We start from the raw sequence: 21,482 nt of genomic DNA on the forward strand, positions 1-21,482 counted from the left end.
TTTCGGGCATAACGGGCTTTGGTGTGCGGTCATGACGGGTCGATACGGGAGTAACCGCCCGTGATGTCAGACCCGGCCGTTAGGGTCGGGGATCATGAGGCTGCTGCACACTTCCGACTGGCATCTGGGCCGGGCGTTCCATCGGGTCAACATGCTCGGGGCCCAGGCCGAGTTCATCGGGCACCTCGTCACGACCGTGCGGGAGCGCGGGGTGGACGCGGTGGTCGTGTCGGGAGACGTGTACGACCGCGCGGTGCCGCCGCTCGCCGCTGTGGAGCTGTTCGACGACGCGCTGCACCGGCTCGCCGACCTCGGTGTGCCGACCGTGATGATCTCCGGGAACCATGACTCCGCCCGCCGCCTCGGAGTCGGGGCGGGGCTCATCGGGCGCGCCGGAATCCATCTGCGGACCGAGCCGGCCGCGTGCGGGACACCTGTGGTGCTCGGTGACGCTCATGGTGATGTGGCCTTCTACGGTCTGCCCTATCTCGAACCCGCCCTGGTCAAGGACGAGTTCGGGGTGGAGAAGGCGGGTCACGAAGCCGTCCTCGCCGCTGCCATGGACCGGGTCCGCGCCGACCTCGCCACCCGCGCGCGGGGGACGCGGTCCGTCGTACTCGCCCACGCCTTCGTCACCGGCGGCGAGGTGAGCGACAGCGAGCGGGACATCACCGTCGGCGGGGTGGCCGCCGTGCCCGCCGGGGTCTTCGACGGCGTCGACTACGCGGCCCTCGGCCACCTGCACGGCAGCCAGACCATCACCGAGCGCGTGCGCTACTCCGGCTCGCCGCTGCCGTACTCCTTCTCCGAGACCGACCACCGCAAGAGCATGTGGCTGGTCGACCTGGACGCCGAGGGCGCGGTCACCGCCGAGCGTGTCGACTGCCCGGTGCCGCGCGCCCTGGCCCGGATCCGGGGCCCGCTGGAGGAGCTGCTCGCCGATCCCGGGCTGGTGGCGCAGGAGGAGGCGTGGGTCGAGGCGACCGTCACCGACCCCGTCCGCCCGGCCGAACCCATGGCGCGGCTCTGCGAGCGCTTCCCGCACACCCTCAGCCTCGTGTTCGACCCCGAGCGGACACCGGACGACCCCGACGTGTCCTACGCGCGACGGCTGGCCGGACGCAGTGACCAGGAGATCGCCGAGGACTTCGTGGCGCATGTGCGGGGCGCCGGGCCCGACGAGCGTGAACAGGCCGTGCTGCGGGACGCGTTCGACGCGGCGCGGGCGGACGAGGTCGTGCGGGAGGTGGCGCGGTGAGGCTGCACCGACTGGACATCACCGCCTTCGGTCCGTTCGGCGGCTCCCAGACGGTCGACTTCGACGAGCTGTCGGCCGCGGGGCTGTTCCTGCTGCACGGACCGACGGGGGCCGGGAAGACGTCCGTGCTGGACGCGGTCTGCTACGCGCTCTACGGCTCCGTGCCGGGGGCCCGCCAGAGCGGCCAGGGGACGGCCCTGCGCAGCGATCACGCGTCTTCGAGTACACGCACCGAGATCCGCCTCGAACTGACCGTCGCGGGGCGCCGGTTGGAGATCACACGGCAACCGCCCTGGGAGCGCCCCAAGAAACGCGGTTCCGGCACCACCCTCGACAAGGCCCAGAGCTGGCTCCGCGAGTACGACGCAGTCGCCGCGGCCTGGAAGGACCTCAGCCGGTCCCACCAGGAGATCGGTGAGGAGATCACCCAGCTGCTCGGCATGAGCCGCGAGCAGTTCTGCCAGGTCGTGCTGTTGCCCCAGGGTGACTTCGCGCGCTTCCTGCGAGCCGACGCCGAGGCGCGCGGCAAGCTGCTGGGGCGGCTCTTCGACACCCACCGGTTCGCCGAGGTCGAGAAGCGGCTGGCCGAGCGTCGCCGGGCCGCCGAGGCACAGGTGCGCGAGGGGGATGCCGCGCTGCTGGCTGACGCGCACCGGATGCAGCAGGCGGCCGGTGACGCCATGGAGCTGCCCGAACTGTCCCCCGGCGAGCCGGGCCTCGCCGAGGCCGTCCTGAGTGCAGCCGCCGTCGCCCGCAGCACCGCGCGTGAGCAGTTGACGATCGCCCACTGCGGACTCGGTGCCGCCGAGTCCGCTCAGGCCGCCGCCGAGCGCGCCTTGGCCGACGTACGCGAAATCGACCGGCTGCAACGGCGGTTCGCCCAGGCACGCGAGCGTGCCGCGCTGCTGGCGGAGCGGACCGACGGCTACCACCAGGCGCAGGCCCGGATGGAACGGGCCCGTAAGGCGGAGGCGGTGGCACCCGCGCTGGAGCTGCGGGAGGCGGCCGAGACCGAGCACCGGCGGGCGGCCGCGGCGGAGGCACGCGCGCGTGGGCTGCTGCCGGAGACCCTCGCGGAGGCCGGTGCCGCCGGACTCGCGGCCGCCGCACGCCGGGCGGCCGAGGAGCTCGGCAGCCTGGACTCCGCCCGGCGCGCCGAGCAGCGGCTGGCCGAACTCGTCGCGGAACGCGCCGACCTGGACCGTCAGGAGCGGTCCGACGAGGATGTACTGCAGGAGGCTGAGGCGTGGCTGGCCGGGTGGGAGGAGTCCCGCGCGGGGCTTCAGCTCGGAGTCGAGTCCGCCCAGGAAGCGGCCACCCGCGCCGAACAGCTGGCCGTGCAGCGGGAGCCCGCCCGCAAGCGGCTGGCCGCCGCACGGCAGCGCGACCAGTTCGCCCGGGACACTGACGACGCCCAGCAGCAGGTGATCGAGGCGACGGACCGCGCGTTGCGGGCCCGCGAGGAGTGGCTGGCCGTCAAGGAGCAGCGGCTGAACGGCATCGCCGCCGAACTGGCCGCACAGCTCACCGACGGCGATCCCTGCGCGGTCTGCGGAGCCACCGAACACCCCGCTCCCGCACGCAAGGACGCCGGACACGTCGACCGGGAGACCGAGGAGCGCGCGCTCGCGGCCTCCCAGCGCGCCGACGAGCAGCGGGCCGAGGCCGAACAGCGTCTCGGTTTCGCACAGCGGGCGCTGGCCGCCGCCCAAGGCGAGGCCGGCGAAGCGTCCACCGAGGAACTCGCCGTCCAAGCGGAGGAGTTGGAGCGCGAGTACGCCCGGGTCCGCGGTCTCGCCTCGGCCCTGCACACCGCGACGGAACAGCTGCGGCAGGCCGAACGGGAACGCGAGCGGCGCCTCGCCGCCCAGCAGGAGGCCGCCGTACGCACCGCCTCCCGGGGCGCCCGCCGCGACGCCCTGGAGCGGGAACGCACCACGCTGGAAGCGGAGTTGACCGAGGCCCGCGGTGCGGCCGACAGTGTGGCGACCCGTGCCGCCCAGCTGGAGCGACAGACCGCGCTGCTCACCGAGGCCGCCGACACCGCGCGCATGGCCGAGGACACCGCCCAGCGGCTCAAGGACGCCGACGCCCGGACCGCCGACGCCGCCTTCCGGGCCGGCTTCGAGACCCCGCAGGCCGCGGCCGCCGCCCTCCTCGACGAGACGGCCCACCGCGATCTGCAGCACCGGTTGGACGCCTGGCAGGCCGAGGAGGCCGCCGTACGGGCCGTCCTCGCCGAGGCCGACACCGCTGAGGCGGCCCAGCGGCCGCCCGCCGACGTGACCCGGGCGGAGCGGGCCGCCGCCGACGCCGGACGCCGGGTGCGTGAGGCCGCTTCCGCGCGGGACGCGGCCGCCCGGCGCTGCGCCGAGCTCGACCGGCTCTCCACCCGCTCGGCCACCGGCCTACGACGGCTGGCACCGCTGCGGGAGGAGTACGACCGGGTGGCCCGGCTGTCCGCGCTCGCCGCGGGCACCTCCGCGGACAACGAACGCAAGATGCGCCTGGAGTCCTATGTGCTCGCGGCGCGCCTGGAGCAGGTGGCGGCCGCCGCGACCGTGCGGCTCCAGCGGATGTCGTCGGGCCGCTACACCCTCGTCCACTCCGACGACCGCACCGGGCGCGGCCGCAGCGGACTCGGACTGCATGTCGTCGACGCCTGGACCGGACGGGAGCGGGACACCGCCACGCTGTCCGGCGGCGAGACGTTCTTCGCCTCGCTCGCCCTCGCGCTCGGCCTGGCGGATGTCGTGACGGACGAGGCCGGCGGGGTCCGCCTGGACACGCTCTTCATCGACGAGGGCTTCGGCAGCCTCGACGACCAGACCCTGGACGAGGTCCTCGACGTCCTGGACTCACTGCGCGAGCGCGATCGCAGCGTCGGCATCGTGAGTCATGTGGCCGATCTGCGGCGGCGGATCCACGCCCAACTGGAGGTCGTGAAGGGGCGGTCGGGGTCGGTGCTGAGACAGCGGGGCGGAGGCTGAGGTCAGCGGCCCAGGGGCCGCCGGGGCAGCGGGGAGGAGTAGACGACACTCGTGGTCACCGAACCGAGCGCCCCGATCTTGCCCGACACCTCCTCCAGGTGGCGCATCGAGCGGGCGGCGACCTTGATGACGAAACAGTCGTCACCCGTGACGTGGTGCGCCTCCAGGATCTCCGGTGTCACCGCCACCAGGTCGTGGAAGGGCTTGTAGTTGCCGTTGGGGTACCTCAGGCGCACGAACGCCAGGATCGGCAGGCCGAGCCGGTCGGGGTCCACGACCGCCGCGTACCCCTGGATGACGCCCGCCTCCTCCAGCCGCCGCACCCGCTCGGTGACCGCACTCGCGGACATCGAGACGGCACGGGCGAGCTCGGCGAAACTGGCCCGGCCCTCCCGCTGGAGGACATCGAGGATGCGCCAGTCGGTGGCGTCCGGGGAATACGCGGTCATGCCCGAGAAATAGCAGGGGAATCCCCGGCCGGGCAAGGTCCACGCCGTGGAATCCCCCTTCAGGTTCTTGATCATGGATCGTAGATTTCTGGCCATGACGACAACCGACTCGCTCACCGCGAACGCCGTGAACGCCGCGAACCCCGTCCTGCGCGTCGCCCCCGCCGCCCCGGCCGAGGCCGCCGCCTACTTCCGCGCCAGCCTCGTCTTCCACGCGGACGTGTCCGACGTCGCCGCCGCGCTCACCGCCGGTGGGGACCCCGGCTTCGTCGTCCTCGACTCCCGCTCCACCGCCGCCTGGGACCAGGGACACGTCCCGGGCGCGGTCCACCTGCCCACCGCCCTCATCGCCGAGCAGGCCGGACAGCTCCTCGACAGGTCCGTGCCGGTGGTGACGTACTGCTGGGGCCCGGGCTGCAACGGAGCAACCCGCGCCGCGCTCGCCCTCGCCGAACTCGGCTACCAGGTCAAGGAGATGCTCGGCGGCTTCGAGTACTGGGTGCGCGAGGGCTTCGAGTTCGAGACCTGGGAGGGCCGGGAGCGGCGCACCGCCGACCCGTTGACTGCACCGAAGGACTCCGACGACTGCGGCTGCTGAGACCCGGCGATTCCGGTGGGGTTCCTGTGCAGGTGCAACCCTGAGGTTCCGGTGCGTGTAGGTTCTGGCCCATGGTGCGATACGCGGAGCCGGGCGCGGTGGAGTGGGTGGAGTCGGGCGGCGGCCCGCTCATAGCGGTACCGGAGACGGTCCTGCCGTTCTGGGCGGGCGCCGACGGCGACGAGACGGCCTCCGACTACGACCGGGCCTGTGAAGTGGAGGGCTGTGTGGGCCTGTTGCCGGTCGGTGACGCCGCGGCCCTGGTCCTCGGCGACGAACCCGCCTCGACGACGTACCTCCCCGACCACGGCACCTTCGTACGGTGGTGCGCCGCCGACTCCGAGGACGAACTCCTCGCCGAAGTACCCGCCGCCCTCGCCGCGACCACCTGGGAGGACGAGGTGAACTGGGCGGTGCCCGGCCCGGTCGTCCTCTTCGACGCGGCCTGGCCCGGCAACGACTCTGTGAACACCGACCACTTGAAGGTCGCGCTCGCCCCCGGCCGGTACGCGGTGCGCGCCGCCAACGTGCGGCCGGGACCGGAGACCTGGCTGGGGCTGGTCCAGTTGCGCAGGCTCCCGGACTGAGCATCGTTCACGTGCGCTATTGAGGCGGACCGGGTGAACCGGCCCGCCTCGTCACTGTCACGTCGTAGGGATCACAGCCGGGCCAGCTCGTCCACCAGGTCGTCGAGGCCGAGCGAACCCTGGGACAGCGCCGCCATGTGCCAGGTCTTGAGGTCGAACGCCTCGCCGTGCTGCTCGCGGGCCCTCTCCCGGCCCAGCAGCCAGGCCCGCTCGCCGAGCTTGTAGCCGATCGCCTGGCCGGGGATCGTGAGGTAGCGGGTCAGCTCGCTCTCCACGAAGTCCGCCGGACGGCTGCTGTGCGCGCCGAAGAACTCCTGTGCCAGCTCGGGCGTCCAGCGCTCGCCCGGGTGGAAGGGGGAGTCCGCCGGGATCTCCAGCTCCAGGTGCATGCCGATGTCGACGATGACCCGGGCGGCCCGCATCATCTGCGCGTCCAGATACCCGATCCGCTGCTCCGCGTCCGTGAGGAAGCCGAGCTCGTCCATCAGCCGCTCCGCGTACAGCGCCCAGCCCTCGCAGTTGGCGCTGACATGGCCGACCGTGGCCTGGTAGCGGGAGAGGTCCCCCGCGACGTGCGCCCACTGCGCGAGCTGGAGGTGGTGGCCCGGCACGCCCTCGTGGTACCAGGTCGAGACGAGGTCGTAGACCGGGAAACGGGTCTGGCCCATCGTCGGCAGCCAGGTGCGGCCCGGACGCGAGAAGTCCTCCGTGGGGGGCGTGTAGTAGGGGGCCGCCGCACCACCGGGCGGGGCGATGCACGACTCCACCCGCCGCACCCGCTCGGCGAGTTCGAAGTGGGTGCCGTCGAGCGAGTCGATCGCCTGGTCCATCAGGCCCTGCAGCCAGTCGCGGACCTCGTCGACGCCTTCGATGTGCTTGCCGTGCTCGTCGAGGTGGGCCAGCGCCACCCACGGCGTCCCGGCGCCCGGCAGGATCTTCTCGGCCTCCTGCTTCATCTCGCCGAGCAGCCGGTGGTACTCGGACCAGCCGTACGCGTACGCCTCGTCCAGGTCGAGGTCGGTGCCGTTGAAGTAGCGCGCCCAGCGGGCGTACCGCTCCCGGCCCACCGTGTTCGGGGCGCCCGCGATCGTCGGCGCGTACACGTCCCGCATCCAGTCGCGCAGCTCCACGACGGAGGCGGTCGCGGCGCGTGCGGCCTCGTCCAGCTCCGCGCGCAGCGCCTCGGGGCCCGCCGCCGCGAAGTCCTCGAACCAGCCCCGGCCGCTGCCCTCGGTGTCCGCCCACTCGGTGAGCTGTTCGACGAAGGTGGCGGTCGGGCGCGGTGCCGCGTACAGCTTGCGCTCCAGACCGAGCGCGAGGGACTCGCGGTAGCCGGCGTACGCGGCCGGCACCGCCCGCAGCCGCTCCGCGACCGCCGCCCAGTCCTCCTCCGTCTCGGTCGGGGTGACGGTGAAGACCTCACGGATCGAGTGCGCGGTGGTGGCCATGTTCCCGACCGAGCGCAGGCCCTCGTCGGCCTCGTGCACGGCGAGCTCGGCCGTCAGACGTTCCCGCAGCAGCCGGCCGCACCGGCGTTCGATGTCACTGTCCGCGCCGGGCTGCCGCTCGGCCTCGTCGAGCTTCGCGAGCGTGGTCCGCGAGAGCTCCGCGAGCGCCTCCTGGCCCGCGGGCGAGGTATCCGGAAGCCTGCTCGAACTCTCCTTCACACCCAGGTAGGTGCCGGTGATCGGATCGAGGGCGATGAGCTGGTCGACGTAGGCGTCGGCGACCTGACGGGGCAGCGGGATCTGGGTCTCAGACATGCCGTCCATCCTCATACGGCGCCTCGCGCGAGTCACCCCGATTCCGCTGTCGGCGTGGCAGGCGGCAGCAGCGGCCCGCACTCCCACTGCTGGAAGATCAACCGGGTCTCCACCCGGGCCACTTCACGCCGGGACGTGAACTCGTCAAGGACCAGCCGCTGCAGATCCGCCATGTCCGCCACGGCCACATGCACCAGATAGTCGTCGGGACCGGTCAGATGGAACACGGTCCGCGACTCCGGCAACGCCCGGATCCGCTCCACGAACGGCCCTACCAGCTCCCGCCGATGCGGCCTGACCTGCACCGACAGCAGCGCTTCGAGGCCCCGGCCGAGCTTGGCCGGATCCAGCCGCAGCTGATGGCCGAGGATGACGCCCGAGCGCCTCAGCCGTGTCACCCGGTCCAGACACGTCGACGGGGCGACCCCGACCTGCGCGGCGAGGTCACGGTAGGTGGTCCGGGCGTCGTTCTGCAGCAACCGCAGCAGATGCAGGTCCACCGGATCCAGTACGACGGTTTCGGCCATCGGCCGAACGTAGCACGGGATTCCACACGGGAACCCCGCTCGCTGTTCACCCTTGCGGGCATGGACTCAGCGCGCACCTCCACCGCGTCCCGTACGCCGCTCAGAGCACTGGCCACCGAGGCCGTCCACGCCGGCCGCGACGACCTCGCCCGCCAGGGACTGCACGCCCCGCCCATCGACCTGTCGACGACCTACCCGTCCTACGACAGCCGCGACGAGGCCGCCCGCATCGACGCGTTCGCCGCGACGGGCGCCGAGCCGGACGGACCTCCCGTCTACGGCCGCCTCGGCAACCCGACCGTCGCCCGCTTCGAGACCGCCCTGGCCCGTCTGGAGGGCACCGAGTCCGCGGTCGCCTTCGCCAGCGGCATGGCCGCGCTCACGGTGGTCCTGCTCGTACGGTCCTCCCTCGGCCTGCGCCACGTGGTGGCCGTCCGCCCCTTGTACGGCTGCAGCGACCACCTCCTGACCGCCGGACTCCTCGGCACGGAGGTCACCTGGACCGACCCGGCGGGCGTCACCGACGCGCTGCGCCCGGACACCGGCCTCGTCCTGGTGGAATCCCCGGCGAACCCCACCCTCGCCGAGGTCGACCTGCGGGCCCTTGCCCACTCCTGCGGCACCGTGCCGCTCCTCGCGGACAACACCTTCGCCACCCCGGTGCTCCAACGCCCCGCCGAACAGGGCGCCCGACTGATCCTGCACAGTGCCACCAAGTACCTCGGCGGACACGGGGACGTGATGGCGGGCGTGGTGGCCTGCGACGAGGAGTTCGCGGGTCATCTGCGCCAGGTCCGCTTCGCCACCGGCGGTGTCCTGCACCCCCTGGCCGGCTACCTCCTCCTACGAGGCCTGTCGACGCTCCCGGTCCGAGTCCGGGCCGCCTCGGCGACCGCCGCCGAACTGGCCCGCCGCCTCGAAGCCGACCCCCGGGTCACCCGGGTCCACTACCCGCGCATCGGCGGAGCGATGATCGCCTTCGAAGTCGCCGGCGACCCGCACGAGGTGATCGCGGGCGTCCGCCTGATCACCCCGGCCGTGAGCCTGGGCAGCGTGGACACCCTGATCCAGCACCCGGCGTCGATCAGCCACCGCATCGTGAACGAGAAGGACCGAAGGGACGCGGGCGTGAGCGACCGCCTGCTCCGCCTCTCGGTGGGCCTGGAGGACGTACAGGACCTGTGGACAGATCTGGACACAGCCCTGAAAGCGCCCCTTTAGGGGCGCGGGGAACTGCGCGACAGGCCACAGAACACCCGCACCCGCCAACGAGACGGGAACCCCTACGGCGCTTCGGCCTGCGTAACCTGGACGGCATCCTCCTGCGCACCCCGCGGAGCAAGCCGCGCAGTGATCACCAGGGTCCCCTCCTCGATCTGGTAGTCGAGCGGCAGCTCAAGCCCCCGCATCGCCGCCACCATCCCCGTGTTGGACGACTGAGTCACGGCATACACACTCTCGCACCCGGCCTCGACAGCCATCCCCACCAGCCGCTCCAGCAACTCCGCCCCGATACCCCGCCGCTGCCACGCGTCCTCGACGAGCAGCGCCACTTCCGTCTCGTCCCCGTCCCACAGCAGATGCCCGAGCCCCACGATCCGCCCGGACGCGGTCTGTACGGCGAGCGTGCGACCGAAGCGCGGACTGAGCAGATGGTTGAGATAGCGGTCGGCGTCGCCGACCGGCCCGTGGTACCGCATGCTCAACGTCCGCGGCGAGCACCGCTCGTGCATCGCCCGCGCGGCCTCCAGGTCACCCGTGTCGGCCCGGCGCACGGTGATGTCGCTGCCCTCGGGCAGTGTCAGTACGTCCTGGCTGCGCGGCACCCGCGATCCGAGGCGTGCGTCCAGCTCGACCAGGGCCCGCGCCCTGGCGAACTCGGTCGGCGTGAACGGCAGATACGGCCGCTCCACGGTGATCACTCCACCCTCCGGCGCCCGCAACCGCATCACGGTGTCCTCCAGAACTCCTTCCACGGGCACGCCCTCCGGCCCGCGACCGCCGCCCACCGGAACGGCCGGCAGCGACCTGATCGTGCACCGGCCGAGCAACTGCCGCAGCGCCAGCGGCAGTTCCGCCGCGTCCAGCGCCGTGCGGGTGGCGAGGCCCAGGACCCGGGTCGGGGCGTCCACCAGGTCGTGCGCGTCGGCCCGCTCGATCCAGGTGTCGGCACCGCCGGCCCGCCCGACGACCCGGCTGAGCTCTGTACCTTCCAGTGTGCCGGGAGCCCGCAGCAGGAACTCGTCGACCGTGCCCTCGGCCAGCGGGTGGGTCTGGAGGCTCAGGATGTCGACTCGCTGCCCTGCGAGGGCTGTGCAGAGGGCGGCCAGCGATCCGGGTTCGTCCTTCACCGTCGTCCGCATCCGCCACAGCGTGCTCTCCGCGGACGGCCCGGCCTGCTCCCCCTCGGGCAGCGGTCGGGCGCCGGTATCACCCGTCGGGGGAGCGTGACCGTGGCGGCGTGCCCACCATGTCCGGCACCCGGCCGTGGCTGCCAGGAACCAGCGGTTCACGGGGTGCCCGTCTTTCACCTGCGTCACATCAGACATGTCTCGAGTCATGCAGCCACTGTGGAGGAACGGTGTTGCGTGATCACGAACGCTTTGTGACTGATCGGTAAAGCGTGGGTCTGCGCTTTTTGTGCCGTTTTCAACCGAGTCGCGCACCGGGGGATGACGCCGGTGCGCGACCTCCTTCGAGGGTACGGGAGTTACTGGCTCACCCGGCCCGGCTGGAGCACCTGCGTGAACAGCACGGTGCCGTCAGCCTCACGCAGACGCACCGTCAGCTCGCCGCTGTGGCCGTCGATGTCGACCTCGCCGAAGAACTGGTAGCCGCCGGCGGGGGAGACGTTCGCGGCGGTCGGCGCCTTCACGAAGACCCGCTCCGGGCCGAAGGTGTTGTCGAGCGCGCTGGCCGGGAAGGCTCCCGCGTTCAGCGGCCCGGAGACGAACTCCCAGAACGGCTCGAAGTCGGTGAACGCGGCCCGCGACGGCTGGTAGTGCTGGGCCGAGGTGTGGTGCACGTCGGCAGTCAGCCACACCGTGCCGGTGATCCGCCGGTGCTTGATGTACCGCAGCAGCTCGGCGATCTGCAGCTCACGCCCGAGCGGGGCGCCCGGGTCGCCCTGCGCCACCGCCTCGATGTTCGCCTTGCCCTCCGTGGCGTCGGGCACGACCAGGCCGAGCGGCATGTCGGAGGCGATCACCTTCCACACCGCCCGCGAGCGCGACAGCTCCCGCTTCAGCCACTCCAGCTGCTCCCGGCCGAGGATGCCCTGCGGGTCCACGGTCTGGTCGTCGGGGGAGTTGGCATTGCGGTACGTGCGCATGTCCAGGACGAAGACGTCGAGCAGCGGGCCCTGCCGCAGCACCCGGTAGACCCGGCCGTCCCGCGCCCCGGGCCGGAGCGTGGAGATCGGGAAGTACTCGCTGAACGCGCGCCGGGCCCGGCCCGCGAGTACGTCGACGCGCTTCTCGGTGTAGCGGGTGTCGGAGTCCAGGATCGTCTGGCCCGGGTACCAGTTGTTGCGCACCTCGTGGTCGTCCCACTGGATGACGGACGGCACCTGGGCGTTGAAGGCCCTGAGGTTGTGGTCGAGCAGGTTGTAGCGGAAGTTGCCGCGGAACTCGGCCAGGGTCTCGGCGACCTTGGACTTCTCCTCGGTGGTGATGTTCCGCCAGGTGCTGCCGTCGGGCAGGGCGGCGGTCGCCGAGATCGGGCCGTCGGCGTAGATGTTGTCGCCGCTGCAGAGGAAGAAGTCCGGGTCCAGCTTGGCCATCGCCTGGTAGATCGTGTAGCCGCCGAACTCGGGGTTGATGCCCCAGCCCTGCCCGGCGAGGTCGCCGGACCACAGGAAGCGCACGCCGTCCCGGCGCTTGTGGGAGACCGTGCGGAAGGTTCCGGCGACCGGCTCGCCGGTACGGCGCGGGTCGTCCGGGTCGGCCAGCAGCACCCGGTAGTGGATCTGCTCGCCCGACGGCAGACCGCGCAGCCGGGTCGTACCGGTGAAGTCGGTGTCCGCGCCGAGCAGCGGGCCGTGCCAGCGGCGCGGGTTGCGGAACGACTCGGTCGCGGACGTCTCGACGATCATCCGGGCCGGACGGTCGGAACGCACCCACACCAGGCCGGAGTCGGAGGTCACGTCTCCCGTCTGTACACCCCAGCCCGCCCCGGGGCGCCCGGACAGGGCGAAGGCCGGCGCGGCTCCGGCCGCCGCGGGCAGGGTGAGGGCCGCCGACGCGGCCAGGGAGCCGCGCAGCACGCTGCGGCGGCCGGGAAACGGACGGTGGGACATGGCTGCGCCTCCAGGGACGGGATCCGGCCAGTGTGCGATGTCACAACTACTGGGGCGCCGCAGCGCGCACGCGAACCGCAAGTGAACAACTGACCGCGAGAACAAGGGAACCCGTGTGCGAAACAGTGGTCAGTCGCGGACGGTCTCGGCCCTCAGGCGTACGCCGTTCCGGATTCGGCGCACCGTCACACCGGCCGCGGCCATGCGCACGCCGGCGCGTTGACCCGGAGGCGGAAGACTTCAGCGGCTGCCGTCGAGGATGACCCGAGCGACCAGGGCCGGGTCGTCGTTCATCGGGCAGTGACCGCAGCCGGGCAGCCGCACGAGCCGGGCCCGGGGGATGATCCGCTTGGCCCGCACGCCCTGCCGACGCACCAGCAGCATGTCCCTGGTGCCCCAGGCCACGGTGACCGGCAGCCCGGGGACATCGTCGGTGAACCGCACGGTGCCACCGGCCCGGAGGGTGTCGTCGAACCCCGTGGCCCGCGCCAGGGCGAGCGTCTCGGCGACCACGGCCTCGGGTGACCGCAGGCCCGGGCGGGCGTAGATGGTGCTCGTCAGCATGGTGCGTCCGGCCGCACTGCGCGACAACTGCTCGACCATCGGCAGCGGCAGCCGCCGGGAGATGTGCCGCATGGCGAGCAGGACCCCGAACGCGTAGCGCCGCTCGGCCTGCGACCAGAACCCCGCGGGCGACAGCGCGGTGACGGACCGTACGAGCTTCTCGCGGCCGAGCTCCAGGGCCAGCAGCCCGCCGAGGGAGTTGCCGGCCACATGCGGGCGGTCGAGCTCCAGCGCCGCGCAGAACGCCCCGAACACGGCCGTGGTCGTGGCCAGGTCGTACGCGAGCCCCTCGGGCAGTCCCGGCGAGGCGCCGAACCCGGGCAGGTCCACGGCGATCACCTCCCGCTCGGTCGCGAGGATGTCCACGACCGGGTCCCAGGCCTGGCGGTGGTGACCTATGCCGTGCAGCAGGAGCAGCGGCTCGCCGCGGCCCACGCGCGTGTAGGACACGGTCACGGGCTGCGGTCCCTGTGCGGAGGGGACTTCGAAGGAGACGGTGGCGGACATGGAGACAGCTTGTCAGCAATTGCTACTGACGGGTAGATCCGCGGGTGGCCATCTGTGTAATCGCCTGGACACGGACCGGGGTGTGGGTTGGGATTGAACCCGTGGCCACCGAAACCGAGATCGATGTCTTCGAAGAACACCGTCCCGTCCTCCTGGGAGTCGCCTACCGCATGCTCGGACGCGTCGCCGACGCCGAGGACGTGGTGCAGGAAGCCTGGCTGCGCTGGTCGGGGGCGGACCGGAGCGACGTGCGCGAACCGCGCGCCTATCTGGTCCGCGTCACCACGCGCCTGGCGATCGACAGGCTGCGCCAGGTCAAGGCGCGCGGCGAGACGTACGTGGGCCCATGGCTGCCCGAGCCGTATGTGACCGACTTCGGGGAAACCGTGCCCGACACCGCCGAGCAGGCCGTTCTCGCCGACTCGGTGTCGCTGGCCGTCCTGGTGGTCATGGAGTCGCTGTCGCCGCTGGAGCGGGCGGTGTTCGTCCTCAGGGAGGCCTTCGGCTACCCGTTCGCCGACATCGCCGCCATGCTCGACCGCGGCGAACCCGCCGTACGGCAACTCGCGGGACGAGCCCGTAAACACGTCGACGAACGACGGCCGCGCTACGAGGTCGACCCGGTCCGGCGCCGGGATCTGACGGAGCGTTTCCTCGCCGCCGCGGGTGGAGGTGACCTGGAAGGACTGATGTCCCTGCTCGCCCCGGACGTCCGCCTCGTGGGCGACAGCGGTGGCAAGACCAAGGCGCCGCTGCGGGTGCTGGAGTCGGCCGATCACGTGGGCCGCTTCCTGGTCGGTGTCGCCGAGAGGGGCGTCCCGGACCTCACTTGGCGTTTCCTGGAGCTCAACGGCGGACCCGCGGTGGTCGCCCTGGCGGGCGGAAAGCCCGACTCCGTCTTCCAGTTGGACGTTCTGGACGGCCGTATCCAGTCCGTCTACATCATCCGCAACCCCGACAAGCTGCGCTCCCTGATGGACCTCTGACCTTCCCCGCCCGGTTGAGCCCCCGTCCCATGACGGGGGCTCAAACGTCGTGTCACAGGGATCGAGGATTGGTCTTGACCAAGGGTGGGGGCCGCCCTATGGTCGCAGAGAAGTGCAACAACCTTTAATAAACAAGGGCGCTAAAACGCCGCCGGACCACGGCGATCGCGGAGGACAGGGTGGGGACCACGCAGCTCGAATCGGTGCCGGAACCGAAGTACTGGCATCTCAAGACCGTGCTCAGTGAGGCACTGGACTCCGAATTCTCCGTGGGCGAGATCCTGCCCAACGAGCGTGACCTCGCCGCCCGCTTCGGCGTCGCCCGCGCCACGCTCCGCCAGGCCCTGGAGCAGCTGGAGCTGGAAGGCAGGCTGCAGCGCCGCCGCGGTGTCGGTACGACCGTCGCGCCGCCCCGCGTGGGCGTGGCCGTCGGCACCGAGCAGCACGGCTGGCCCGGTGCGGCCGGCGACGACTGGCAGTCCGTCGACTGCGCCGCCGCGGTGCCGCCCGCGGCAGTCGCCGACGCGCTGGAGACCGACCGCGAGCAGTCCGTGCACGTCGTGCGCCGCTCCCGCGTGACCCACGGCCAGCCCGTCGCGGCCGAACTGCTCTACATCCCCGAGCAGTCCGTGCCGGAGCTCTCCGCCATAGACGCGCCGTCGGGGGCGGCACGCGCGCGTGCCGTACTGCGTGAACTGCAGCGCCTGGAGCTGGAGAGCCGGGAGAACGCCGTCGAGCTCGGCTCGGCCCGTGCGGACGACGCCAAGGAACTCGATCGCCTGCCCGGGGCCCCGGTGCTCGTCGTCACCACCCGCTACCTGGCCGGGGGCCGCACCGCCGCGATCTCCGTGGCCACCTACCGCGCGGACACCTGCCGGCTGACCTTCGGGGACGCCGGCGCGGTGGAGATCCACGAAGGGCCGGAACGCCAGGCCTCCTGAGCGACAAGGCGGTGCCCCGGACCTCGGTCCGGGGCACCGCCTTTTGTCACACCGGACCGCTCACCGCCGCGCGGTCACCGTGCCCTCCACCGCGAACAGCTGCTCCTCCACATGGTCGAGGGCCAGCCGCAGCGCGCCCGTGGCCACCGCCGCCTCACCGAGGAGCGACAAGGTCACTTTCGGCGGGCGCAGACAGTAGCGGGCCAACTCACGCCGCAGCGGCTCCAGCACCCCGTCCAGGCCGACCGCCCACCCGCCGACCACGACGAGTTCCGGGTCCAGGGCCAGGACGAGTGCCGCCACGTCGTGGACGAGTCGCTGGAGGAAGCGGTCCACGGCCGCCCGGGCCCGCTGGTCGCCCTCACGGGCCTGCGCGAAGACCTCGGCGACCGCCTGCTCGTCGAGCGGGTGCAGGGGCTCGTCCGTGGTGGACAGCAGCGTCTCCGGAGTGACCTCGCGGCCCAGCAGGTGCAGCGCCCCGATCTCCCCGGCCGCCCCGCCGTACCCCCGGTGCAGCCGCCCGCCGATCAGCGAGCCGGCCCCCGGGCTGAGCCCGGCGAGGACGAACACGACGTCGTCGGACTCGGTGGCGGCGCCCTTCCAGTGCTCGGCGACCGCGGCCGCGTTGGCGTCGTTCTCGACCAGTACCGGGCACTTGAAGGAGCGGCTGAGCCGTTCGCCGAGGCGCAGCCCCGTCCACTCCGGCAGCGCCGCGCACAGCCGTATGGTGCCGTCCGCCTCGACGATGCCCGGCGACGCGACCCCCACCGCCCACAGGGAGTCACGCGCGACCCCGGCCCGGCGCAGCAGTTCGGCCACCGCGGTGCGCAGTCGCTCAAGTCGCTCGTCGGCCGAGGCCGTCTCGTCGACGTCCTTCGCCACGGCACCGAGCACCCGCCCGTCGAGGTCGGACAGAAGTGCCGCGACCCGGTGCGGCCCGATGTCCAGGCCGAGCAGATGTCCGGCCTCGGCCCGGAACCGGAACCGTCGTGCCGGCCGCCCCTGGCGCCTTGCGACACTGTCGTCCGCCGCCTTCTCGACGACCAGGCCGCCCTCGATGAGCCCCTCGACGACGCCCTCCACCGTCGGCCGGGACAGGCCCGTCACCCGGGTGATCTCGGTCAGCGTCGCGCAGTCCGTGGCGCGCAGCGCGTGCAGCACCACCGCGGAATTGATCCTTCGCAGCAGCGAGGGATCCCCGCCGGTCAGCCGCCCCAACGTCCGTCCTCCCAGCTAGTGCGCGTGTTGGGCGGATCGTACTCGGCGATCCGGGCCCCGGCGAGTGCCTGGAGCCGCGAGATCGTCCACACCCCTCACCGATCAGATCCGGTCACCCGGGCGCCACGAACCCCGACTCGTACGCCGCGATCACCGCCTGGGTGCGATCGCGCGCCCCCAGCTTCGCCAGCACCCCGCTGACATGCGACTTGACGGTCTCCGTGCCGACGACCAGCCGCCCGGCGATCTCCGCGTTCGACATCCCGCGGGCCATCAGCCGCAGCACCTCGGCCTCCCGCTCGGTCAGCTGAGCCCGCTCCATCGCAGCGCGGGCCGCCCGGTTGCCGCCCTCGTCGCCGTACTGGGCGGCGAGCTGCCGTACCGAGGCGGGAAACAGCAGCGACTCGCCCTCGGCGACCAGCCGCACCGCGTGCACGATCTCGGCCGGCCGGGCCCGCTTCAGCAGAAACCCGTCAGCACCGGCCCGCAGGGCTTCGTAGACGTACTCGTCGTTCTCGAACGTCGTCACGACGAGGATCTTCGGGGGCTCCTCGACCGTCCGCAGCACCGCGCGCGTGGCCTCGATGCCGTCCAGCAGAGGCATCCGTACGTCCATGGCGACCACGTCGGGCCGCAGCTGCCGTACGAGCGGGATCACCGCCGCCCCGTCTGCCGCCTCACCGACCACCTCGATGTCGGGCTGCGCCTCCAGCACCGCCCGCAGACCGGCGCGTACGAGGGGTTCGTCGTCGACGAGGAGAACGGTGACCGGCATCCGGTCAGCCTAGATCAGCGCAACGGCAACTGGACATGCACCTGCCAGTCACCCCGGTCCGGCCCGGTGTGCGCGTGGCCCCCGAGCAGGGCCGCGCGCTCGCGTATGCCGCGCAGCCCGCTGCCCCGCCCGGGGCCGGGTATGTCGGCCGTCAGCGGATTGCGGACCTCCAGGGCGAGACTTTCGCCCGCGACCTCGATACTGACCCGGACCGGGACGGCTCCCGCGTGCCGCAACACGTTGGTCAGCGACTCCTGGAGGATCCGGTAGCCCTCGCGGGAAACCGGGCCCGGCACGGTGTCCACCGGACCGGTGAAGTCGGCGTCCACCTTCGCGCCGGACGCGCGGGCGGACTCCAGTAGCCGGTCCGCGTCCGTGAGCGTCGGACGGCTGCTCACCGGTCGCTCGGACTCGCGCAGCACGCCGAGGACGCGCTCCAGGTCCTCAAGGGCGGCCCGGCCGGTCTCCTCGATGGCGTCCAGGGCGCGGTCGGTGAAGGCGGGGTCGCCGGCCGCGCGGGCGGCGCCCGCCTGGACGACGGCGACGGTCAGGGCGTGCCCGATGGAGTCGTGCAGCTCACGCGCGATGCGGGTGCGTTCGAGGAGTTGCTCGGTGCGTTCCTCCATGGCGGCAAGGCGCTCGGCGGGGGAGGGGCCGAGGAGGCGGAGGGCGAGCGCGGTGACGATCCGTCCGGAGACGACCACGGTGACCGCCAGCGCGGCCAGCGTGAGGGGCGCGAGCAGGATGTGCCACCACTGGTGGCCGTCGAGGAGGATCAGCACGCCTTCGTCGACGGCCCGGCCGAACGCCGACATCACCAGGTCCACCGTGCTGATGAGCAGTTGCATGGAGAGCATCGCCGTCACATTGCCGAGCAGCAGCCGCGTCTCCAGCCACACGACCAGCCGCCCCCGGTCGCTCCAGGACGCCGACGGCGTGACCACGATGTCCATGGTCTGGCTGTTGTGCCGGTGCCCGGTCAGCAGCAGCCTCGCCTGCAGCCCCTCCACGGTGCGCATCGCGGGCACCAGCCCGGCGGGCGCGAGCGTCACGGCCGCCGCCAGCCAGATCCACCACGCTTCCTCGACGAACATCCACATGGCCGGCCACACGACGGCGATGAAGAGATGCAGCCATCGTGTGTACGTCACCGCCCGGACGAACGGGCTTAGCAAGCGGACCATTTGGCCATCGTGCCAGCCGCCACCGACAACGAGCCTCCCCCGGACGGGGGAGACGATCTCCACGCGCGGGGGAGGTCCCGTCACCGCACCAACGGCCAGGCTGCTGCCATGACCAGCATCGAAGTCCAAGCCCTCACCAAGGAGTTCGGCACCCGACGCGCCGTGGACGACGTCACCTTCCGTGTCCTGCCCGGCCGCGTCACCGGCTTCCTCGGCCCCAACGGCGCCGGAAAGTCCACGACCATGCGGCTCGTCCTCGGCCTCGACCGGCCGACCTCCGGGACAGCCACGATCGCCGGCCGTCCCTACGCCACGCTCGACGAACCCCTGCGCCAGGTCGGCGCCCTGCTCGACGCCCAGGCCGCGCACGGCTCCCGTACCGGCCGCGACCACCTGCGCACGCTGGCGGCGAGCAACCGCATCCCCGACCGCCGGGTCGACGAGGTGCTGGAGGAGACGGGGGTGGCCTCGGTCGCCCGGCGCCGGGTCAGGACGTACTCCCTGGGCATGCGGCAGCGGCTCGGTATCGCGGGCGCCCTGCTCGGCGACCCACGGGTGATCATGCTGGACGAGCCCTCGAACGGCCTCGACCCCGAAGGCATCATCTGGATCCGCGAGTTGCTGCGCCGACTGGCCGCGCAGGGCCGTACGGTCCTGGTCTCCAGCCATCTCATGAACGAGACCGCCTCCTTCGCCGACCACCTCGTCGTCCTGGGCAGGGGCCGTCTCCTCGCCGACACCCCGATGCGGGAGTTCATCCACGCACGCGTGCAGCCCAGCGTCCGCATCCGTACGACGGACCCCGCCGCCCTCAAGAGCGCCCTCGCCCACCACGGTCACGAAGCCGAGGAACACGAGGACGGGCACTGGACGGTGCACCACGCGCGCGTGGAGGACGTCGGCCGCCTCGCCTCCGCCGCGGGTGTACCGATCCTCGAACTGGCCGCCGAGGAAGGCACCTTGGAGCAGGCCTACCTCGATCTGACGGCCGCCGAGACCGAGTTCACCGCACAGCCACAGGAGGCCTGACATGTCATCCGCGCCCGCCGCCCGTTCCTTCGCACCCGTCCTCCACTCCGAGTGGCTGAAGATCCGTACGCTGCGCTCGCTCCTCGGCGCACTGCTCGCGCTGTTCGCCGCGACCACCGCGTTCTCGGCGATCGCGGGAGTCTCCGAGACCTCCGACCCCGAGTTCGACCCGCTGTTCATGGCGTTGTCCGGGGTCGCGCCGGGCCAGATCGCGGCCGTCTCCTTCGGTGCCATGGCGGTGTCCTCGGAGTTCCACGGGGGTGGGCTCCGGCTGACACTGGCCGCGGTGCCGCGGCGCGGGCGGTGGTTCGCGGCGAAGCTGGTCTCGATCGCCGTACCGACGCTGGTGGTGGGGCTGGTCACCGCCTTCGCCGCCCTCCTCGTGGCCCGGGCCGGGCTCGGGGACGCGGCGAGCGGCCTCACCACGGGCGAACAGGCACGCGGTGTCGTGGGCTGCGGGATCTACCTGACGCTGATGGCGCTGTTCGCGGCGGGTGTCACGGCCCTGTTGCGCAGTGGTGTGGGCGCGCTCTCGCTCATCATCCCGTTCATCCTGGTCGTCTCGTTCGTGATCGGCGACGCGGCGGGGGCGGGCATCGCCGACTTCCTGCCCGACAGGGCGGGGCAGGCCGTCCTGTACGAGACCTCCGACCGAACCCTTGGCCCGTGGGCCGGACTCGGAGTCACCGCGCTGTGGACCGCACTGGCACTCGCCGCGGGGGCGTGGAGCGTACGCCGGAGGGACGCCTGACAGCACAAGTCGCCTGACGCCCCGCCAAATGTCAGTGCCGACCGCTTTACTGGATCACATGGACAGCGCGAAGTACCTCGCCGCGATCGACTCGCTGTGCGTCCGCGACCTGGCCGCCGCGGACGGCGGGTCGGGCGCCTACCGGTCGGGCCCCGGATACCGCATCGAGTCGTTGGAGGCGAGCCACGGGACGCGAGCCGGTGACGCGTCGCGGCGGATGGCGGCCGTGCAGGACTTCTACGCCCTCAGGAGCCGCATAGCGCAGGAACTGGATGACCGCTGGGGCAGGCAGCACCAGCCCTGGGGGATGGGCACACTCACGGTGCGCCTTGAACGCGGCGAGCAGATACCCGACCCGTGGAACATGACGAGCATCCTGACGGACGATCTGAACCTGTGGCAGCCCCCGGGATCCGACCGCTGGATCGCCCTCGGGGTGGCCTACAAGGACGAGTCCGACGAGGTCCATGTGCTCGCGGTGGCCTCCGACATCGACCCGGTGTGACCGCTAAACGCTCTCCGCCGCCACCCGCAGCCGGGCGAACTCCTCCGCCATCGTCGCCGCCGTCCAGTGCGCGTTGAGGCCGCTCGGATTGGGCAGCACCCACACGCGCGTGTCCCCGATCGTCCGCTCCTGCGGTCCCACTTGCGCCTTGCGGTCGTCGAAGGCCGCCCGGTAGGCGGTCACCCCGACCACGGCCAGCCACCGCGGCCTGAGCCGTGCCACCTTCTCCGCCAGCAGCCGCCCGCCCTCGCGGTACTCCGCCGCGCTCAGCTCGTCGGCCCGCGCGGACGCCCGGGCCACGACATTGGTGATCCCGAGCCCGTACGACAGCAACTCCTGCTGCTCGGACGGCTTCAGGAGCCTCGGCGTGAAGCCGGACAGGTGCAGCACCGGCCAGAACCGGTTGCCCGGCCGGGCGAAGTGATGACCCGTCGCGGCCGTCATCAGACCGGGGTTGATGCCGCAGAACAGCACATGGAGACCGTCCCCGACGACGTCCGGTACGAGACGGTCGCGGGCGGCCTCCAGCTCCTCCGGGGTGAAGCGGGCCATC

Annotated in this window: 20 protein-coding genes; 10 read left to right on the forward strand and 10 right to left on the reverse strand. The window is 72.2% G+C overall.

The window, feature by feature from the left end; genetic code table 11:
- The first annotated feature begins 94 nt into the window (after positions 1 to 94).
- On the forward strand, positions 95 to 1,258 hold the full coding sequence (locus tag AB0D34_RS09085; protein WP_362658757.1) for an exonuclease SbcCD subunit D: 1,164 nt from the start codon (positions 95 to 97) through the stop codon (positions 1,256 to 1,258).
- Positions 1,255 to 4,248 (forward strand): SMC family ATPase, encoded by a 2,994-nt coding sequence (locus tag AB0D34_RS09090; protein WP_362658759.1) that lies wholly within the window; start codon positions 1,255 to 1,257, stop codon positions 4,246 to 4,248. The genes AB0D34_RS09085 and AB0D34_RS09090 overlap by 4 nt, the downstream gene beginning before the upstream one ends.
- A 2-nt stretch (positions 4,249 to 4,250) precedes the next feature.
- On the opposite strand, the gene AB0D34_RS09095 is transcribed toward AB0D34_RS09090, so the two are convergent.
- On the reverse strand, positions 4,251 to 4,697 hold the full coding sequence (locus AB0D34_RS09095) for an Lrp/AsnC family transcriptional regulator (RefSeq protein WP_164426024.1): 447 nt from the start codon (positions 4,695 to 4,697) through the stop codon (positions 4,251 to 4,253).
- Between the two features lie 94 nt (positions 4,698 to 4,791).
- On the opposite strand from AB0D34_RS09095, the gene AB0D34_RS09100 reads away from it, so the two are divergent.
- A complete protein-coding gene (locus tag AB0D34_RS09100; protein WP_362658762.1) occupies positions 4,792 to 5,295 on the forward strand; it encodes a rhodanese-like domain-containing protein in 504 nt (167 codons plus the stop codon).
- Positions 5,296 to 5,366: 71 nt separating this feature from the next.
- Positions 5,367 to 5,882 (forward strand): immunity 21 family protein, encoded by a 516-nt coding sequence (locus tag AB0D34_RS09105; RefSeq protein ID WP_362658765.1) that lies wholly within the window; start codon positions 5,367 to 5,369, stop codon positions 5,880 to 5,882.
- Positions 5,883 to 5,953: 71 nt separating this feature from the next.
- Here the strand turns inward: AB0D34_RS09105 and AB0D34_RS09110 are convergent, their stop codons facing one another.
- Together AB0D34_RS09110 and AB0D34_RS09115 are read right to left on the reverse strand one after the other, a co-directional pair.
- Complete coding sequence (locus AB0D34_RS09110) at positions 5,954 to 7,645, reverse strand: DUF885 domain-containing protein (RefSeq protein WP_362658768.1); 1,692 nt, start codon at positions 7,643 to 7,645, stop codon at positions 5,954 to 5,956.
- A 32-nt stretch (positions 7,646 to 7,677) separates the two neighbouring features.
- Positions 7,678 to 8,172: an Lrp/AsnC family transcriptional regulator gene (locus AB0D34_RS09115; protein WP_362658771.1), complete on the reverse strand. Its 495-nt coding sequence runs from the start codon at positions 8,170 to 8,172 to the stop codon at positions 7,678 to 7,680.
- A 60-nt stretch (positions 8,173 to 8,232) separates the two neighbouring features.
- Here AB0D34_RS09115 and AB0D34_RS09120 point away from each other — a divergent pair, with 60 nt between their 5' ends.
- Positions 8,233 to 9,393 (forward strand): PLP-dependent transferase, encoded by a 1,161-nt coding sequence (locus AB0D34_RS09120; RefSeq protein ID WP_362658774.1) that lies wholly within the window; start codon positions 8,233 to 8,235, stop codon positions 9,391 to 9,393.
- 62 nt (positions 9,394 to 9,455) lie between these two features.
- On the opposite strand, the gene AB0D34_RS09125 is transcribed toward AB0D34_RS09120, so the two are convergent.
- The 3 genes from AB0D34_RS09125 to AB0D34_RS09135 all read right to left on the reverse strand — a co-directional run bounded on the left by AB0D34_RS09125 (position 9,456) and on the right by AB0D34_RS09135 (position 13,540).
- Positions 9,456 to 10,721, reverse strand: a complete 1,266-nt coding sequence (locus tag AB0D34_RS09125) for a GNAT family N-acetyltransferase (RefSeq protein WP_362658777.1) — start codon at positions 10,719 to 10,721, stop codon at positions 9,456 to 9,458.
- A gap of 161 nt (positions 10,722 to 10,882) precedes the next feature.
- Positions 10,883 to 12,469: an alkaline phosphatase D family protein gene (locus tag AB0D34_RS09130; RefSeq protein WP_362658780.1), complete on the reverse strand. Its 1,587-nt coding sequence runs from the start codon at positions 12,467 to 12,469 to the stop codon at positions 10,883 to 10,885.
- Between the two features lie 240 nt (positions 12,470 to 12,709).
- Positions 12,710 to 13,540: an alpha/beta fold hydrolase gene (locus tag AB0D34_RS09135; RefSeq protein ID WP_362658783.1), complete on the reverse strand. Its 831-nt coding sequence runs from the start codon at positions 13,538 to 13,540 to the stop codon at positions 12,710 to 12,712.
- 101 nt (positions 13,541 to 13,641) lie between these two features.
- Between AB0D34_RS09135 and AB0D34_RS09140 the strand changes: the two genes are divergently transcribed.
- Together AB0D34_RS09140 and AB0D34_RS09145 are read left to right on the forward strand one after the other, a co-directional pair.
- Complete coding sequence (locus tag AB0D34_RS09140) at positions 13,642 to 14,526, forward strand: RNA polymerase sigma-70 factor (RefSeq protein ID WP_362658786.1); 885 nt, start codon at positions 13,642 to 13,644, stop codon at positions 14,524 to 14,526.
- A gap of 179 nt (positions 14,527 to 14,705) precedes the next feature.
- Complete coding sequence (locus tag AB0D34_RS09145) at positions 14,706 to 15,467, forward strand: GntR family transcriptional regulator (protein WP_362658788.1); 762 nt, start codon at positions 14,706 to 14,708, stop codon at positions 15,465 to 15,467.
- 60 nt (positions 15,468 to 15,527) lie between these two features.
- On the opposite strand, the gene AB0D34_RS09150 is transcribed toward AB0D34_RS09145, so the two are convergent.
- From AB0D34_RS09150 to AB0D34_RS09160, 3 genes are all read right to left on the reverse strand, one after another.
- The gene (locus AB0D34_RS09150) at positions 15,528 to 16,685 is read right to left on the reverse strand and encodes an ROK family transcriptional regulator (RefSeq protein ID WP_362658791.1); all 1,158 of its coding nucleotides are present in this window, start codon (positions 16,683 to 16,685) and stop codon (positions 15,528 to 15,530) included.
- 112 nt (positions 16,686 to 16,797) lie between these two features.
- A complete protein-coding gene (locus AB0D34_RS09155; RefSeq protein ID WP_362658794.1) occupies positions 16,798 to 17,460 on the reverse strand; it encodes a response regulator transcription factor in 663 nt (220 codons plus the stop codon).
- A gap of 14 nt (positions 17,461 to 17,474) precedes the next feature.
- Entirely contained in the window at positions 17,475 to 18,644 is a 1,170-nt protein-coding gene (locus tag AB0D34_RS09160; RefSeq protein WP_362658796.1) for a histidine kinase, read from the reverse strand.
- A gap of 108 nt (positions 18,645 to 18,752) precedes the next feature.
- On the opposite strand from AB0D34_RS09160, the gene AB0D34_RS09165 reads away from it, so the two are divergent.
- The 3 genes from AB0D34_RS09165 to AB0D34_RS09175 are packed head-to-tail and all read left to right on the forward strand — an operon-like array spanning position 18,753 to position 20,929.
- Positions 18,753 to 19,673 carry an ABC transporter ATP-binding protein gene (locus AB0D34_RS09165; protein ID WP_362658799.1) on the forward strand — a complete coding sequence of 307 codons (921 nt, stop codon included), beginning with the start codon at positions 18,753 to 18,755 and terminating at the stop codon, positions 19,671 to 19,673.
- Position 19,674: 1 nt separating this feature from the next.
- The gene (locus AB0D34_RS09170) at positions 19,675 to 20,424 is read left to right on the forward strand and encodes an ABC transporter permease (protein WP_362658801.1); all 750 of its coding nucleotides are present in this window, start codon (positions 19,675 to 19,677) and stop codon (positions 20,422 to 20,424) included.
- Positions 20,425 to 20,482: 58 nt separating this feature from the next.
- Positions 20,483 to 20,929, forward strand: a complete 447-nt coding sequence (locus AB0D34_RS09175; protein WP_362658804.1) for a hypothetical protein — start codon at positions 20,483 to 20,485, stop codon at positions 20,927 to 20,929.
- A 3-nt stretch (positions 20,930 to 20,932) separates the two neighbouring features.
- On the opposite strand, the gene mug is transcribed toward AB0D34_RS09175, so the two are convergent.
- Positions 20,933 to 21,481 carry a G/U mismatch-specific DNA glycosylase gene (gene mug, locus AB0D34_RS09180; protein ID WP_362658806.1) on the reverse strand — a complete coding sequence of 183 codons (549 nt, stop codon included), beginning with the start codon at positions 21,479 to 21,481 and terminating at the stop codon, positions 20,933 to 20,935.
- Position 21,482 lies beyond the last annotated feature (1 nt).

This window comes from Streptomyces sp. NPDC048420, assembly GCF_040651535.1.
GTDB lineage: Bacteria > Actinomycetota > Actinomycetes > Streptomycetales > Streptomycetaceae > Streptomyces.

Bases quoted from the DNA above. Each gene is read 5' to 3' on its own strand.
- AB0D34_RS09085 (WP_362658757.1), top strand. From the start codon at position 95: ATGAGGCTGCTGCACACTTCCGACTGGCATCTGGGCCGGGCGTTCCAT.
- AB0D34_RS09095 (WP_164426024.1), bottom strand. From the start codon at position 4,697: ATGACCGCGTATTCCCCGGACGCCACCGACTGGCGCATCCTCGATGTC.
- AB0D34_RS09100 (WP_362658762.1), top strand. From the start codon at position 4,792: ATGACGACAACCGACTCGCTCACCGCGAACGCCGTGAACGCCGCGAAC.
- AB0D34_RS09105 (WP_362658765.1), top strand. From the start codon at position 5,367: ATGGTGCGATACGCGGAGCCGGGCGCGGTGGAGTGGGTGGAGTCGGGC.
- AB0D34_RS09110 (WP_362658768.1), bottom strand. From the start codon at position 7,645: ATGTCTGAGACCCAGATCCCGCTGCCCCGTCAGGTCGCCGACGCCTAC.
- AB0D34_RS09115 (WP_362658771.1), bottom strand. From the start codon at position 8,172: ATGGCCGAAACCGTCGTACTGGATCCGGTGGACCTGCATCTGCTGCGG.
- AB0D34_RS09120 (WP_362658774.1), top strand. From the start codon at position 8,233: ATGGACTCAGCGCGCACCTCCACCGCGTCCCGTACGCCGCTCAGAGCA.
- AB0D34_RS09125 (WP_362658777.1), bottom strand. From the start codon at position 10,721: ATGTCTGATGTGACGCAGGTGAAAGACGGGCACCCCGTGAACCGCTGG.
- AB0D34_RS09130 (WP_362658780.1), bottom strand. From the start codon at position 12,469: ATGTCCCACCGTCCGTTTCCCGGCCGCCGCAGCGTGCTGCGCGGCTCC.
- AB0D34_RS09135 (WP_362658783.1), bottom strand. From the start codon at position 13,540: ATGTCCGCCACCGTCTCCTTCGAAGTCCCCTCCGCACAGGGACCGCAG.
- AB0D34_RS09155 (WP_362658794.1), bottom strand. From the start codon at position 17,460: ATGCCGGTCACCGTTCTCCTCGTCGACGACGAACCCCTCGTACGCGCC.
- AB0D34_RS09160 (WP_362658796.1), bottom strand. From the start codon at position 18,644: ATGGTCCGCTTGCTAAGCCCGTTCGTCCGGGCGGTGACGTACACACGA.
- AB0D34_RS09165 (WP_362658799.1), top strand. From the start codon at position 18,753: ATGACCAGCATCGAAGTCCAAGCCCTCACCAAGGAGTTCGGCACCCGA.
- AB0D34_RS09170 (WP_362658801.1), top strand. From the start codon at position 19,675: ATGTCATCCGCGCCCGCCGCCCGTTCCTTCGCACCCGTCCTCCACTCC.
- AB0D34_RS09175 (WP_362658804.1), top strand. From the start codon at position 20,483: ATGGACAGCGCGAAGTACCTCGCCGCGATCGACTCGCTGTGCGTCCGC.
- mug (WP_362658806.1), bottom strand. From the start codon at position 21,481: ATGGCCCGCTTCACCCCGGAGGAGCTGGAGGCCGCCCGCGACCGTCTC.